We start from the raw sequence: 14,954 nt of genomic DNA on the forward strand, positions 1-14,954 counted from the left end.
AACGCATTGGCTTTGGAGAATGGAAGGTTCAAATAGATGAGCAGTTGGCAGAAAGAAGCGGCATGAAGGAGGAAGAGGACATGACAGTAAAACAGATTTCAGTATTTGTGGAGAATACAGCGGGAAAGCTGGCTGAATTTATTCGGGTGCTGTGTAAACATAATATTAATATACGGGCACTTTCACTGGCAGATACGAGAGATTTTGGAATACTCAGGCTAATTGTAGACGACACTTATGAGACGGTGCATATGCTGGAAGATGAAGGGTATGTATTTTCTATTACAAAGGTACTGGCAGTGGCAGTACCGGATGAGCCGGGATATTTGTACCGTATTTTGACAATTCTTGGAGATAATGATATTAATATTGAATATACATATGCGTTTCATCATAAGACGCAAGAGGTAGCTTATATGATCTTCCGTGTGGAAGATAATGAGAAGGCGGTAGAAGTGCTGACAAGAGAGGGCGTGAAGATGATCGATCAGGAGCATCTGAGAGAGATTTAACACGACAGTATTTTCTGAAAATCAGTTGGCAGATGATTATGGCAGATGAATAAAGACATTCCGGAGAAAGTTGCTCTGGGATGTTTTTTATTGTTTTTTGCGGGAAATTGCTTTGAAATTGTCTGTATTGACAAAAGTACAACAACTGTCTTGTCAGTTGTAAAGTTTTGGTGTATAATCCGTGGGAATGATAAAAAGGAGGCTCGGAAGATGGGAGCGTTGGAGGAAAAGATTTTAAAACTGAAACAGGAGAAAAATGCTGTGATCATGGCTCATTACTATGTGCCGGACGAGGTGCAGGCAATTGCGGATGATATTGGCGATTCGTATTATTTAAGTGAGCGGGCAACGAAGACAGATGCAGATATCATTGTGCTTTGCGGTGTTTCCTTTATGGGAGAAAGCGCAAAGCTTCTAAATCCGGAAAAGAAGGTACTGCTTCCGGATCTGCAGGCAGATTGTCCGATGGCGCATATGGCAAGCCTGGAACGGATTCGTATGGTAAGAGAACAGTATGAAGATGTGGCAGTTGTGTGTTATATCAACTCTACGGCAGAATTAAAAACACAGGCAGATGTCTGTGTAACTTCTGCAAATGCGGAGAAGATTGTGCGTGCCCTGCCGAATAAATATATTTACTTTATTCCGGATCAGCATCTTGGACAGCATGTGGCGGAGAAAGTTCCGGAGAAGAAATTTATTTTTAATGACGGATATTGTCCGATTCATCGTCAGATCCGAAAAGAAGATGTGCTTAGAGCGAAAGAAGAACATCCGGATGCGGTATTTCTTGTTCATCCGGAATGTGCGAAAGAAGTCGTGGATTTGGCAGAGTATGCAGGAAGCACTTCCGGAATTATCAAGTACGCATCTGCCAGTGAGCAGAAAGAGTTTTTGATCGGAACAGAAGCGGGAGTTTTTTACGAATTAAAGAAACAGAATCCGGAGAAGGTATTTTATCCAATTAATATTCATCAAGACTGTCCGGGAATGAAGCTTGTTACATTGGAGAAGATTTATGATGTGCTTCTGCATGAGACAAATGAGGTGCAGCTTGACGAAATGACGATGGAGCGGGCGAAACAGCCTTTGACCAGAATGCTTGAGTTGGCAAAATAAAGACAGGTGGAAGGAAATGGAAAAGACATATGATGTAATCATCGTTGGATGCGGGGCGGCAGGATTGTTCTGTGCGCTGCATCTTCCGGAGAAAATGAAAATACTGTGCATCACAAAGGATGAGGCAGATAAGAGCGACTCTTTTCTGGCGCAGGGCGGAATCTGTGTTCTGCATGATGAAAATGATTATGACAGTTTTATGGAAGATACATTGAAAGCCGGGCATTATGAGAACAGGCGTACTTCCGTTGATAAAATGATACGCTTATCCAGAAGTGTTGTAAATGAGTTGATTGAATATGGAGTGGCATTTGCGAAAAAGGACGGAGAGCTGAATTACACAAGAGAAGGGGGACATGCAAGACCTCGTATTTTGTTTCATGCAGATGTGACCGGTAAGGAGATTACAAGTACATTGCTTGCCCATGTAGAATCCAGGGCAAATGTAACGCTTCTGGAATATACCTGGATGGTGGATCTGATCACAGAAGGGAATCGCTGTCTTGGTGTTGTGGTGCGGGATAAAAATGGAGAGTTCCATACTGTAAGGGCAGATTATACTGTTCTGCCTGCGGCGGCGTCGGGGGGCTTTATGAACATTCAACGAATTTCCGGCACATTACAGGAGATGCGTTGGCGATCGGATTGAAACATGGGCTGAAGATGGAACATCTTGACTATGTACAGATTCATCCGACAACACTGTATTCCAAAAAGCCGGGGAGAAGATTTTTGATTTCAGAGTCTGTCCGGGGAGAAGGCGCTCTTTTATACGGTGCAGACGGGACACGTTTTACGAATGAACTGCTTCCGCGGGATATTCTCACAGGTGAGATCAGAAAACAGATGGAGAAGGACGGAACAAAACATGTGTGGCTTGATATGAGACCGCTTGGAGAAGAGATGATCTGCAGTCATTTCCCGAATATAAGAGAAAAGTGCATGGAAGAAGGCTATGATGTGCTGAATGAGTGCATCCCGGTTGTTCCGGCACAGCATTATTTTATGGGAGGTATCTGGGTAGATACGGAACACAGCAGAACGTCTATGGAAGGGTTGTATGCGGTTGGGGAAACAAGCTGTAATGGTGTTCATGGAAGAAACCGTCTGGCAAGCAATTCGCTTCTGGAGAGTCTTGTATTTTCAAGAAGCGCCGCAGAACATATCCGGGAACTGGAAGAAGAGAAGAACGGCTCAGAGGAAGTACAGCAGAATGAAAGCATAGATTTCAGTTGCTATGAAGATGCAGAGGCGCTTCGGGAAACATATAAAACGATGATATTGAATGAGATGGAAAGGATGCAAAAAGAGCATGTATAATCAGATTACAATGAAGGTCAATGCGGATCATCTGATCCTGCAGGCATTGGCAGAAGATATTACGAGTGAAGATATTACAACAAATGCAGTGATGCGAAATGCCTACAAAGGAGAAGTGGAGCTGATCTGTAAACAGGATGGAGTGATTGCAGGGCTGGATGTATTTGCCCGTGTATTTGAACTGCTGGATGAAACCGTGGAGATTGAGCGTTTCTGTGAAGACGGAGATGAAGTGAAAAATCAGCAGCTTCTGGCAATTGTGCGCGGAGATATCCGGGTGCTGTTATCCGGTGAGCGGGTTGCTTTAAACTATTTGCAGCGCATGAGCGGAATTGCCACATACACACATGAAACGGCAGCGCTCCTTGCAGACTGCAAGACAAAGCTGCTTGATACGAGAAAGACAACACCGAATATGCGTATTTTTGAAAAATATGCAGTAAAAGTAGGAGGAGGCAACAATCACCGCTATAATCTCTCGGACGGAATTCTTTTGAAAGATAATCATATCGGAGCTGCCGGAGGGGTAAAAGAGGCGGTGGCTATGGCAAAAGAGTATGCGCCGTTTGTAAGAAAGATTGAGATTGAGACAGAAAACCTTGAGATGGTCAAAGAAGCTGTCGAGGCCGGAGCAGATATTATTATGCTTGATAATATGAGTGTAGAAGAAATGAAGGAAGCAGTTCGGCTTATTGACGGCCGTGCAGAGACAGAATGCTCTGGAAATGTAACAAAAGAAAAGATTGCAATGCTGAAAGAAGTGGGTGTGGATTACATTTCCAGCGGCGCACTGACTCATTCTGCACCAATCCTTGATGTTTCTCTAAAACATCTTCATCCGATTGAATAGACAGGTTGGAGGAAAGCAGTATGAATGGAGAAGAACGAAGAAAGGCAATGCTTGACTGTATCAGGAAAAGCAATGCGCCGCTGTCCGGCTCCAGACTGGCAGAGCTGTTCGGAATCAGCAGACAGGTTGTTGTGCAGGATATTGCCCTTTTAAGAGCAGCAGACTACGAGATCATTTCGACGAACAGAGGGTATCTGTGCGCGTCAGGACAGCGCGTCAGGCGTATTTTCGAAGTGAAACATACAGAAAAAGAAATCGCAGAAGAACTCTATGCGATTGTGGACTGCGGCGGAACGGTGGAAGACATCTTTATACGGCATGAGGTATATGGAGAATTGCGTGCAGAGATGCATCTGAGTTCGAGGCGTCAGGTAAAAGAATTTTTAGGTGAGATTCAAAATGGCGGTTCTGCTCCGTTAAGCCATATTACATCCGGATATCACTATCACACGATTTCGGCAGAATCAGAGGATGTGCTTGACAGTATTGAAGAAGAACTGAGGGAACTTGGATATCTGGTCAAAAAACAGTTGTCTTGACAATCGGACAAGGGTATAATATTATAGTACGATAAAAACCCGGTCAGGGAATAAAGGAGATTGAATATGTGCGGATTTGCCGGATTTGTCGGAAAATTGGACGAGAAAGAACAGGTACTGACATCGATGATGGATACGATCGTTCATCGCGGACCGGACAGTGCCGGAATGTACTGTGACGAAGAGGTGGCTCTTGGTTTTCGCCGTTTAAGTATTATTGATATTACAGAGAGCGGAGATCAGCCGCTGTACAATGAAGATAAAAGCAAGGTACTTGTATTTAATGGAGAGATTTATAACTATCAGGAACTGCGCAGGGAACTGATTGAGGCTGGGCACGTATTTCAGACCAATACAGATTCCGAGACGCTTCTGCACGGATATGAGGAGTGGGGAACACTGCTTCTGAAGCGGCTCCGGGGAATGTTTGCATTTGTAATTTGGGACTGCAAAGAGAAGAAACTGTTTGCCGCCCGCGACATGTTTGGAATTAAACCATTTTACTATGCGCAGATGAATGGGACATTGCTGTTTGGCTCGGAGATTAAATCCTTTGTAGAACACCCGCATTTTGACAAGGTGTTTAACGAGAAAGCGCTCGGCAATTATCTGTCTTTCCAGTTTGTGCCGACGAATGAGACTTTTTTCAAAGGCGTTTTTTGCCTGCAGCCGGGATACTATATGACTTATGAAAATGGAATTTTGGAGCTGAAGCGGTATTTTGAACCGCAGTTCCATGAGAAGACGGACCGGTCTTTCGAGGAAGTGGTAGACGATGTGGAGCGCGTGATGAAGGAATCAGTGGAAATGCATAAGATCAGCGATGTAGAAGTTGCATCTTATTTGTCCAGTGGAGTGGATTCCAGCTACTTGACGTATCTGTCTCAGGTAGATCATACATTCACAGTAGGCTTTGATGAACAGAAATACAGTGAGATTCAGGATGCGAAGGAATTTGCCGATAGTATCCATATGAAGAATGACAGTAAGGTGATCGCGCCGGATGAATACTGGGACAATCTCTCTGATATTATGTATTATATGGATGAACCGGTAGCAGATCCGGCAGCGATAGCACTTTATTTTTTGAGTCGTGAGGCATCGAAGAAAGTAAAGGTAGTGCTGTCAGGAGAAGGTTCCGATGAGCTGTTCGGAGGCTATAATATTTACTGTGAGCCGCTTGAATATACCGGTTTCAATAAGATTCCATTCTGGATTCGCAGACTGCTCGGAACATTTGCGGAGAATTGTCTGCCGCGGGGCATGAAGGGAAGAAGTTTCCTGATGCGTCATGGAAAGACATTGGAAGAACGGTACTTTGCAAATGCAACGACAATCTTTACAGAGAAAGAGGCGAATAAGCTCTGAGAAAGGGCTGTGAACCGGGAATCCGCAGGGTAACAGCGCCTCTTTATGCGAGGGTAAAAGACAAAGATCCGGTAACGAAGATGCAGTATGTGGATATGCATCTCTGGCTTGTCCATGATATCCTGATGAAAGGGGATAAAATGGGAATGGCGAACTCGATCGAGGTGCGTGTTCCGTTTCTGGATAAAGAAGTATTTAAGCTTGCCAGCAGTCTGCCGATGGATTATAAAGTAAGAGCGCCGAAGACAAAGGTAGCGCTTCGGGCAGCGGCAGACCGTGTCATCCGCAAGAAGACAGCGGAGAAGAAGAAGCTTGGTTTTCCGATTCCGATCCGTGTATGGCTTCGGGAAGAGAAATATTATGAGCGTGTGAAAAAGATGTTTGCCACAGAGGCAGCAGAACAGTTCTTTCACACAGAGTATCTGAACCGTCTGTTAGAGGAACATAAAGAAGGAAAGCAGGATAACAGCAGAAAGATCTGGACAGTTTATATTTTCCTAATCTGGTATGACAGATTTTTTGTCAATGGAAAACCAGTCCATCCATCTGCAATGAAAGGTGAGAAACCTGCGGCATAGAATAAAGACAAGGAGCGATGATATGCGTAGAACGGCAGGGAGAAAGCCGGTATCCAGAAGAAAAAAACAACCGAAGACAATTCAATATTTCGATTACAGTCTGTTGGCAACGATTATCTTTCTGGTTTGTTTTGGGCTTGTAATCCTGTACAGTACAAGTGCTTACAGCGCTCAGGAAAAATTTAACGATCCTATGTGGTACTTTCGAAAACAGGCAATTATTACGGTAGGAAGTCTGATTGTGATGGCAATCGTGTCACGGATCAATTACCATGTATATGCAAGATTTGCAAAGTTATCTTATGTTGTAGCATTTATTCTGATGCTGCTGATCCTGACGCCATTTGGAATTGAAGCAAATGGGGCAAGGAGATGGGTAGGAATTCCGGATACGCCGTTGCAGATTCAGCCCGCAGAGGTGGTCAAGATTGCGGTTATCCTCTATATCCCATTTCTCGTATGCCGCACAGGCAAATACATCGAAAAGTGGGATCATCTGAAAGAAATTCTAATCTATGGAGGAGCAGCCGGAATCGGTGTGCTCATTCTGACAGACAACTTGAGCAGTGCGATCATTGTACTTGGAATTACTGCGATTATTTTATATGTATCTTATCCGAGGACAAAGAAAATCGTGCAGTATTCTATGCTTGCAGGGATCGTTGGATATATTGGAGTTCGGCTGTGGGCATCTTCACTGGCGAAAAGTGATAACTTCCGGCTGCAGAGGATTATTGTGTGGATTAATCCGGAAAAACATGCCGGCAATAAAGGATTCCAGACGCTTCAGGCTTTGTATGCAATTGGTTCCGGAGGTTTTTTTGGAAAAGGTCTGGGAGCCAGCACACAGAAAATGATTATTCCGGAGGTGCAGAATGATATGATTCTTTCAATCATCTGCGAAGAACTTGGAGTATTTGGAGCAATTGTTGTACTTGTAATGTTCGGAATGATGCTCTATCGTCTGATGTTTATTGCTCAGAACGCACCTGACAAATATGGTTCTCTGATTGTAACAGGAATTTTTGCCCACATTGCAATACAGGTGATTTTAAATGTAGCCGTTGTGACGAACCTGATTCCAAATACCGGAATTACACTGCCGTTTATCAGCTATGGAGGTACTTCGATTTTGTTCCTGATGATTGAGATGGGAATGGCTCTCAGTGTGTCGAGATCAATTCGATTTGATGAATCATAAAAAACTCTTTTCAGAAAGAAAAAAATGTGCTATTATAATGTAGTATTTAATACTACTTGTAATGGAAATAGTTATATAAAAGTGAGCAGTATTCTTATTGAGCGTTAGGAAAGAATACATGCGGGAGGATAGAAAATGAGTTATAAGATTGTAATCGACAGCTGCGGTGAATTGACAGAAGAGATGAAAGTATCAGGAATTTATGAAAGTGTAGCATTGGGAATTGATATTGATGATCATCATATTGTAGATGACGAGACATTCTGCCAGCAGGAGATGCTGCGTATGATTAAAGAAAGTCCGAATTGTCCAAAGTCATCCTGTCCATCTCCGGAAGCATATATGGAAAGTTATCGTTGTGAAGCGGAACATGTATATGTGGTAACGCTGACAGCGAATCTGAGCGGATCTTATAACAGTGCAGTACTTGGAAAGAATCTGTATCTGGAGGAATATGGCGAGAAGCAGATTCATGTATTTGATTCGAAAAGTGCATCCGTAGGGGAGACACTGATTGGTTTGAAGATTGCTGAATGTGAAGAAGCCGGAATGACTTTTGAAGAAGTAATTGCACAGGTAGAAGCATATATTGAAGAACAGCACACATATTTCGTATTGGAGACATTGGAGACGCTGCGAAAGAATGGAAGACTGACAGGGTTGAAAGCAGTTATGGCGACAGCGCTGAATATTAAACCATATATGGGAGCGACACCGGAAGGCACGATTCAGCAGCTTGGTCAGGCAAGAGGAATTACGAAGGCGCTGGCTAAGATGTGTGATACTGTTGTGAAGGAAGTGAAAGATCCGGAGAAGAAAGTTCTCGGAATTACGCATTGTAATTGCAGAGAGCGGGCAGAGAAAGTGCGCGATCTCATTTTGAGCAAGATCCCTGTGAAAGACGTAGTGATTCTTGATACAAGAGGGATTAGTACCGTATATGCCAATGACGGTGGAGTGATCGTTGTAATTTAAGATAAAAAGGAGCAGAACAATGAGTCAGGAGAAAGTAGATAAATATAAACAGGAAAAAGCAAATCGTAAGCAGATTATGCAGAAAGAGAAGCGAATGAAAGTAGTTCGCAAATGTCTTTATTCCGTGATCGGAATTGCGCTTATAGGATGGCTTGGCTATTCTGCATATGATAATTATCAGGCGAATCAGCGAGAGAAGTTGCAGAAGTGGACTACAGTGCATTCGAGAATTATCTGAACGAATTGAACAGCGCAGAGTAATCAGAAGAGAGAAGATTCCGACAAAGGGAGTCTTCTTTTTTTGAGTTTTTTATCAGGTTATAGAAGCTTTAAGAAAAATTTAAGAAACAAAAAAATATATACTGAAAAGTCCGGTCAAATGTGGGGGATAGGGATTTACCCCCACAGCCGGTCTGTTTTTTTGTCTAAAAATACTTCTGGGAAGTGTTTGAAGGGAATTTGCTGTAAAACACACCCCACTTTGCCCCACTAAATTTTAAAAATCTTAAGAATTTGCTAATTTTCTCTGTATTTTACCGGAATTTGCCAGTCCACTTTTTTGAAAATAGCACTTGAAATCACTATAAAAGTAGTTTACAATAAGTTCAGGTGGTAAAAAGTGGTGACAAGTGGCGCAAAGTGGCACGAAAGTGGCAGGCCACTTTGGAAGTAGGTGTTTTGGATGCTGACAGGTGAATTTAATCACAGTATTGATGCAAAGGGCCGGTTGATTATTCCATCAAAGTTTCGGGAAGATCTTGGGGAGGATTTCCTGATAACGAAGGGGTTTGATCACTGCTTATTTGTGTATCCAAATAGCGAATGGAAAGCACTGGAAACCAAGTTAAAAGCCTTACCACTCAATAATCCGAACGCAAGAAAACTGACACGATTCCTCGTAGGAAGTGCGGTAGACGGCGGCGTGGATAAACAAGGTAGAGTATTAATCTCTTCTGCCCTCAGAGAGTTTGCAGGACTGGACAAGGAAGTTGTTCTGGTTGGCGTACTGAATCGTGTTGAGATTTGGGACAAAGCAAAATGGGATGAAACAAATGCACTTGTGGAAGAAGATGTAGATGACATTGCAAGCGGTATGGAAGATCTGGGGTTAATGATTTAAAAATATTTTCCGGGGAGCGATTGTAAATGGAATTTAATCACACATCTGTATTATTGGAAGAGACAGTAAATGGTCTGAACATCAAGCCAGACGGCATTTACGTGGATGGAACGCTTGGTGGCGGCGGACATGCCTATGAGGTATGTAAGCAATTAAGTCAAATGGGGAGATTTATAGGAATAGATCAGGATGAGGCGGCGATTGAAGCTGCCGGTTCCAGATTGCGTGACTTTGGGGAGAAAGTTACAATAGTGCGGAGCAACTATTGTGATATGAAGTCGCGGCTCCGTGAACTTGGCATTGACAAAGTAGATGGGATCGTACTTGATCTGGGTGTATCGTCTTATCAGTTGGATACAGCAGAGCGAGGTTTTTCTTATCGCGCAGATGCTCCTTTGGACATGAGGATGGACAGGCGTCAGCCTGTAACGGCAAAGGACATTGTCAATGGCTATTCCGAGAAGGACCTGTTTCGTATTATCCGGGACTATGGGGAAGATCGTTTTGCGAAGAATATCGCAAAGCATATTTGTCTCGCACGCGAAAAAGGTCCGATTGAGACAACAGGGGAGTTGGCTGAGATTATCAGTCATGCAATCCCTATGAAAATACAGAAAACATCAGGACATCCGGCAAAAAGGACGTTTCAGGCAATTCGGATTGAATTGAATCATGAGCTGGATGTATTGAGAGATACGCTGGATGAGATGATCGATCTGTTGAATCCGGGTGGAAGGATTTGTATTATTACATTTCATTCACTGGAAGATCGCATCGTGAAGAGCAATTTTAAGAAGAATGAAGATCCATGTACATGTCCGAGTGATTTTCCGGTCTGTGTGTGTGGTAAGAAATCAAAAGGTAAAGTAATTACGAGAAAGCCAATCCTTCCGGGAGAAGAAGAACTTTCGGTGAACAGTCGCTCGAAGAGTGCGAAGCTCCGGATTTTTGAGAGAAGATAGATTGGCAGAACAAGAAGAAAGGAAGACGTGCAAAGTGGCAAACAGAAGGCATGCAGGACAAATAAATAGACAGCCTTACTATGTATACGGCAATACAGTGCGGAAGGAAGAGATACTGCCGCAGCAGGAACAGCCGGTGGAGATGCCAAAGAAACGCGCAAGCGTTCAGGTACGGAGAAACCGCAGAAATGCAATGCATATGAGTCCGGGATATGTGGTGTTTTTAAGCGCTGCAGCAATATTGGTATTGGCAGTTTGCGTTTCTTATTTGAAACTTCAGAACGAAGCTGTGAACCGTTCGGAAACGATTGCTGTGATGCAGCAGGAGCTTGCAGCACAGAAAGAAGAGAATACCACACGCTACAATGCACTGATGGATAAGATCAATCTGAATGATATCCGCACGCGGGCAATGAATGAACTTGGGATGGTATATGCTTCAAAGGATCAGGTGATTTCTTACCAGAGCCCGACCAATGACTATGTGAAGCAGTACGAAGCGATTCCGGACAGCGGTGTTGTTGCCAGAGCTGAAAAAGCAGAGAAATAACAGGTGAGTGAATGGCGAAGAAAAAAAAGAGAAAATTTGAATTTTTGCGGAAAAAATTTCCGATGAAAATGCAGAAAAAGCTGGTAATGCTATTTATGGCAGTTATACTGGCTTTTGTTGGTTTAATTATTCGAATTACATACATTAATGCATCCAGCGGAGAAAAGTATACAAAAATCGTTTTGGATCAGCAGCAATATGACAGCAAGATCATTCCGTTTAAGCGGGGAGATATTCTCGACAGGAACGGCAGTAAGTTAGCGACAAGCGAGAGAGTATATAATGTAATTTTAGATGCAAAGGTGTTATTGTCAGATGAAAAGAAGCAGGAAAAGATTATTTCTGAGACAGCATCTGTTGTGCAGGAATGTTTCGGAATTACAGAAACAGAACTTCGTGCAGCTTTAAAAGAGAAACCGGAAAGCCGGTATATTATTATGAAAAAGCAGATTGATTATGATACGGCAAAGAAATTTGAAGAAATGGATGAGGACAATGAAAATTATCCGCTTCTTATGGGAATCTGGCTGGAAGATGATTACATCAGATCCTATCCGTATGATACGCTTGCAAGCGATGTGCTTGGATTTACGTCTTCCGGAAATGTGGGAAATGGCGGTCTTGAGAGTTCTTACAACGATATTTTAAATGGAACCGATGGAAGAGAGTATGGGTATCTTGATTACGATTCCTCGTTAGAGCGGGTAGTAAAAGAAGCAAAGAATGGCGACCATATTGTTACAACGCTTGACCTGAACCTGCAGAGTATGGTAGAAGAAGTTATTGCGGAATTTAATAAAGAATATGAGAAATATGACGAGACGACCGGACGGAGAACGGAGCTTGGAAGTAAAAATACAGCTGTGATCATTATGGATCCGAATACAGGAAATATTCTGACAGAAGCGACTTATCCGTTTTACAATCTGAATGATCCAAGAGATCTGACTTCTTTCTATTCCGATGAAGAAATTGCGAATCTGGAAAACACAACGAATGAAAAAACAGGTGTGAATGGAAAGATTGAAGCGCTTCAGGAAATCTGGAAAAACTTTGCAGTAACAGATACATTTGAGCCGGGTTCAACAATGAAACCATTTACCGTGGCAGCGGGGCTTGAAAGCGGAAAACTTACCGGTAACGAAACATATGTCTGCGGCGGTTCGCTTCGGGTTGTGGAAAATGCAGCGCCGATTCCATGTCACTACAAAGATGGACATGGAACGGAAACAATTCAGGATGCGGTGGCAAATTCCTGTAATGTGGCTCTGATGCATATGGCAAGCGCTATTGGTCCGGAAGAATTTTGCAAATATCAGAAGATTTTTGGATTTGGCGAGTATACCGGAATCGATTTACCGGGAGAAGCGCTTGGTATTTTATATCAGGCAGAAGATATGGGACCGATTGACCTGGCGACCAACTCTTTTGGGCAGAACTTTAATGTGACGATGACACAGATGGCAGCAGCATTTTGTTCGCTCGTAAATGGAGGCAATTATTATGAGCCGCATCTCGTGAAACAGATTCAGGATGCAGATGGAAATGTAATTGAGAATAAAGATCCGGTTTTAATGAAAAAAACAATTTCCCAGAAAACTTCTGATATGGTAAAAGAATACCTTCGGGCAGTTGTTGAATACGGAACCGGAACCGACTATCAGATTGAAGGCTATGATATTGGCGGTAAGACAGGTACAGCGCAGAAGCATCCGAGAAGTGAAAATAAACATTTACTTTCATTTGCCGGAGCAGCGCCGATTAGCAATCCGGAAGTTGTGATCTATGTTGTGATTGATGAGATCAATACGGATAATCAGTCCAACAGCGCTTATGTGGCAGACCTTTCGAAAAGAATTATGGAAAAGGTATTCCCGTATCTGGGGATTACCCAAATAGAACCGGCGGCAGATGATGTGCCGGCAGAAGAATAGGAATAACCCTGTGGAATCATTAATAAACTGTATCAATGATTCTGCAGGGATTTTTTATGCGAAATAAGACTTATAATAAGAAGAAAATGTTTGTAATCTTTCTCTGTGCCGGCGCTGTATTGCTGGCGCTGGTTGGGCGGCTTATCTACTTAATGCTGTTTGATGCAGAATACTATCAAAATCGGGCAGAACAGCTCCATGAGCGGGAGCGGGATATTAAAGCAGCCAGAGGAGAAATTGTAGATGTAAATGGAAAAGTATTGGCGACAAACAGGACGGTATGTACGATCTCTGTAATTTATAATCAGGTGGAAGACAAGGAAGCGGTAATACAGATGCTTGTAAGAGAGCTTGGAATGTCAGAAAGCGCTGTGAGGAAACGAGTAGAGAAAGTATCTTCGATTGAACGGATTAAGACAAATGTGGATAAAGAGACCGGGGATAGGATTAGAGGTTATGATCTTGCGGGAGTGAAAGTGGATGAAGACTTTAAGCGATTCTATCCGTATGAAGATCTTGGCGCCACGGTAATCGGCTTTACCGGTGGAGATAACCAGGGAATTATTGGTTTGGAAGTAAAATATGAAGAGTATCTAAAGGGAGTCAATGGGAAAATATTGACTACAACAGATGCGAGAGGAATCGAATTAAATGGAGTGGCAGAGGATAGAATGGAGCCGGAGACCGGACATACACTGCAGATCAGTATGGACTATAATATTCAGGAATATGTGCAGCAGGAAGCTGAAAAAGTTATGGAACAAAAACAGGCGGATGGGGTATCGATTCTTTTGATGAATCCGAAAAACGGTGAGATAAAGGCTATGGTAAATGTACCGGAATTTAACTTGAATGATCCATTTACATTACACGAAAAGGAAGAAGAAGGTGAGCTGACGCCGGAAGAGAAACAGGATCGGCTGAACCGTATGTGGAGAAATCGTTGTATCAACGATACCTATGAACCAGGTTCCACATTTAAAATCATTACTTCTTCAGCCTGCCTGGAAGAAGGTGTTGTTACGCCTGAATCAACTTTTTCCTGTCCGGGCTATAAGATTGTGGAAGATCGGAAGATCCGGTGCCATAAAGTGGGAGGGCATGGAAGTGAAACCTTTGTCCAGGGAGTTCAGAATTCCTGTAATCCGGTTTTCATGGAGATTGGTCTGCGGCTTGGTGCGGAAAAATTTTGTGATTATTTTAAACAGTTCGGATTGATGAATCTGACAGGGGTGGATCTTCCGGGAGAAGCAGGAACGATTATGCATAAGCAGGAAGATATCGGACTGGTGGAGCTGGCAACGATGACATTTGGACAGTCATTTCAGATTACTCCGGTGCGGATGGCTGCCACGGTAAGCGCTCTGATTAATGGGGGAAAGAGCATTACGCCTCATTTTGGTATGAAAGTGCTGGACAAAGACGGAAAAGAAATTAAAACATTTCAATATAAAAAAGATGATCGGATTGTATCAGAAGAAACTTCTGCGTTAATGCGAGGAATATTGGAAAGCGTAGTGTCGGAAGGCTCTGGAAAGAATGCCTATATTGATGGATATCGAATCGGGGGGAAGACGGCAACTTCACAGACATTGCCGCGGAGCGCGAGAAAATATATTTCTTCCTTTATTGGGTTTGCTCCGGCAGATGATCCGCAGATTCTTGGCATGGTCATTATCTACAATCCGCAGGGAATTTATTATGGGGGAACGATTGCAGCGCCGATTCTTAGGGAAATCTTTGAAAATGTTCTTCCATATATGGGACTGGAGAAAGATCCGGCAATTATGCGGGAGACAAAAGAGGAGTAATTGGTACATTTCAATGGAGACAGATCATCGCAAATGTGGCAGAATAGTTGAAAACAGAGGGAAAATAAGGTATACTGAATAAGTTAAAAAAACAAAAGAGATAAAGAGGTGGCGT

General features: G+C 43.0%; 12 protein-coding genes and 2 pseudogenes. All 14 read left to right on the forward strand.

Going from position 1 to position 14,954, the window contains the following annotated elements; genetic code table 11:
* Nucleotides 1–80: 80 nt before the first annotated feature.
* The 14 genes and pseudogenes from DWX73_RS06750 to DWX73_RS06815 all read left to right on the forward strand — a co-directional run bounded on the left by DWX73_RS06750 (nucleotide 81) and on the right by DWX73_RS06815 (nucleotide 14,839).
* Nucleotides 81–512: an ACT domain-containing protein gene (locus DWX73_RS06750; protein WP_118348081.1), complete on the forward strand. Its 432-nt coding sequence runs from the start codon at nucleotides 81–83 to the stop codon at nucleotides 510–512.
* Nucleotides 513–722: 210 nt separating this feature from the next.
* Nucleotides 723–1,631: a quinolinate synthase NadA gene (gene nadA / locus DWX73_RS06755; protein WP_118348128.1), complete on the forward strand. Its 909-nt coding sequence runs from the start codon at nucleotides 723–725 to the stop codon at nucleotides 1,629–1,631.
* A gap of 16 nt (nucleotides 1,632–1,647) precedes the next feature.
* Nucleotides 1,648–2,951, forward strand: a pseudogene (locus DWX73_RS06760) (L-aspartate oxidase).
* Complete coding sequence (gene nadC / locus DWX73_RS06765) at nucleotides 2,944–3,801, forward strand: carboxylating nicotinate-nucleotide diphosphorylase (RefSeq protein WP_118348083.1); 858 nt, start codon at nucleotides 2,944–2,946, stop codon at nucleotides 3,799–3,801. Before DWX73_RS06760 ends, nadC begins: the two are co-directional and overlap by 8 nt.
* Nucleotides 3,802–3,821: 20 nt before the next feature.
* Nucleotides 3,822–4,340 carry a transcription repressor NadR gene (locus tag DWX73_RS06770; protein WP_118348085.1) on the forward strand — a complete coding sequence of 173 codons (519 nt, stop codon included), beginning with the start codon at nucleotides 3,822–3,824 and terminating at the stop codon, nucleotides 4,338–4,340.
* A 66-nt stretch (nucleotides 4,341–4,406) separates the two neighbouring features.
* Nucleotides 4,407–6,286, forward strand: a pseudogene (gene asnB, locus DWX73_RS06775) (asparagine synthase (glutamine-hydrolyzing)).
* Nucleotides 6,287–6,308: 22 nt separating this feature from the next.
* On the forward strand, nucleotides 6,309–7,487 hold the full coding sequence (locus DWX73_RS06780) for an FtsW/RodA/SpoVE family cell cycle protein (protein WP_118348087.1): 1,179 nt from the start codon (nucleotides 6,309–6,311) through the stop codon (nucleotides 7,485–7,487).
* A gap of 135 nt (nucleotides 7,488–7,622) precedes the next feature.
* Entirely contained in the window at nucleotides 7,623–8,462 is an 840-nt protein-coding gene (locus DWX73_RS06785) for a DegV family protein (RefSeq protein WP_118348089.1), read from the forward strand.
* 19 nt (nucleotides 8,463–8,481) lie between these two features.
* The gene (locus DWX73_RS06790) at nucleotides 8,482–8,700 is read left to right on the forward strand and encodes a hypothetical protein (protein ID WP_330413519.1); all 219 of its coding nucleotides are present in this window, start codon (nucleotides 8,482–8,484) and stop codon (nucleotides 8,698–8,700) included.
* Nucleotides 8,701–9,144: 444 nt separating this feature from the next.
* Nucleotides 9,145–9,582 (forward strand): division/cell wall cluster transcriptional repressor MraZ, encoded by a 438-nt coding sequence (mraZ, locus tag DWX73_RS06795; RefSeq protein WP_118348091.1) that lies wholly within the window; start codon nucleotides 9,145–9,147, stop codon nucleotides 9,580–9,582.
* Between the two features lie 26 nt (nucleotides 9,583–9,608).
* Nucleotides 9,609–10,544 (forward strand): 16S rRNA (cytosine(1402)-N(4))-methyltransferase RsmH, encoded by a 936-nt coding sequence (gene rsmH / locus DWX73_RS06800; protein WP_118348093.1) that lies wholly within the window; start codon nucleotides 9,609–9,611, stop codon nucleotides 10,542–10,544.
* 34 nt (nucleotides 10,545–10,578) lie between these two features.
* A complete protein-coding gene (locus DWX73_RS06805; protein ID WP_118348130.1) occupies nucleotides 10,579–11,094 on the forward strand; it encodes a hypothetical protein in 516 nt (171 codons plus the stop codon).
* A gap of 11 nt (nucleotides 11,095–11,105) precedes the next feature.
* Complete coding sequence (locus DWX73_RS06810; protein ID WP_118348095.1) at nucleotides 11,106–13,028, forward strand: peptidoglycan D,D-transpeptidase FtsI family protein; 1,923 nt, start codon at nucleotides 11,106–11,108, stop codon at nucleotides 13,026–13,028.
* A gap of 56 nt (nucleotides 13,029–13,084) precedes the next feature.
* Nucleotides 13,085–14,839: a peptidoglycan D,D-transpeptidase FtsI family protein gene (locus DWX73_RS06815; protein ID WP_118348132.1), complete on the forward strand. Its 1,755-nt coding sequence runs from the start codon at nucleotides 13,085–13,087 to the stop codon at nucleotides 14,837–14,839.
* Nucleotides 14,840–14,954: the final 115 nt, after the last annotated feature.

The sequence above is a fragment of the Coprococcus sp. AF21-14LB genome, from assembly GCF_003458885.1.
Lineage (GTDB): Bacteria > Bacillota > Clostridia > Lachnospirales > Lachnospiraceae > UBA9414.

What these genes read in the sequence shown, in the direction of transcription:
- DWX73_RS06750 (WP_118348081.1), top strand. Translation starts at nt 81, where the DNA reads ATGACAGTAAAACAGATTTCAGTATTTGTGGAGAATACAGCGGGAAAG.
- nadA (WP_118348128.1), top strand. Translation starts at nt 723, where the DNA reads ATGGGAGCGTTGGAGGAAAAGATTTTAAAACTGAAACAGGAGAAAAAT.
- nadC (WP_118348083.1), top strand. Translation starts at nt 2,944, where the DNA reads ATGTATAATCAGATTACAATGAAGGTCAATGCGGATCATCTGATCCTG.
- DWX73_RS06770 (WP_118348085.1), top strand. Translation starts at nt 3,822, where the DNA reads ATGAATGGAGAAGAACGAAGAAAGGCAATGCTTGACTGTATCAGGAAA.
- DWX73_RS06780 (WP_118348087.1), top strand. Translation starts at nt 6,309, where the DNA reads ATGCGTAGAACGGCAGGGAGAAAGCCGGTATCCAGAAGAAAAAAACAA.
- DWX73_RS06785 (WP_118348089.1), top strand. Translation starts at nt 7,623, where the DNA reads ATGAGTTATAAGATTGTAATCGACAGCTGCGGTGAATTGACAGAAGAG.
- DWX73_RS06790 (WP_330413519.1), top strand. Translation starts at nt 8,482, where the DNA reads ATGAGTCAGGAGAAAGTAGATAAATATAAACAGGAAAAAGCAAATCGT.
- mraZ (WP_118348091.1), top strand. Translation starts at nt 9,145, where the DNA reads ATGCTGACAGGTGAATTTAATCACAGTATTGATGCAAAGGGCCGGTTG.
- rsmH (WP_118348093.1), top strand. Translation starts at nt 9,609, where the DNA reads ATGGAATTTAATCACACATCTGTATTATTGGAAGAGACAGTAAATGGT.
- DWX73_RS06810 (WP_118348095.1), top strand. Translation starts at nt 11,106, where the DNA reads ATGGCGAAGAAAAAAAAGAGAAAATTTGAATTTTTGCGGAAAAAATTT.
- DWX73_RS06815 (WP_118348132.1), top strand. Translation starts at nt 13,085, where the DNA reads ATGCGAAATAAGACTTATAATAAGAAGAAAATGTTTGTAATCTTTCTC.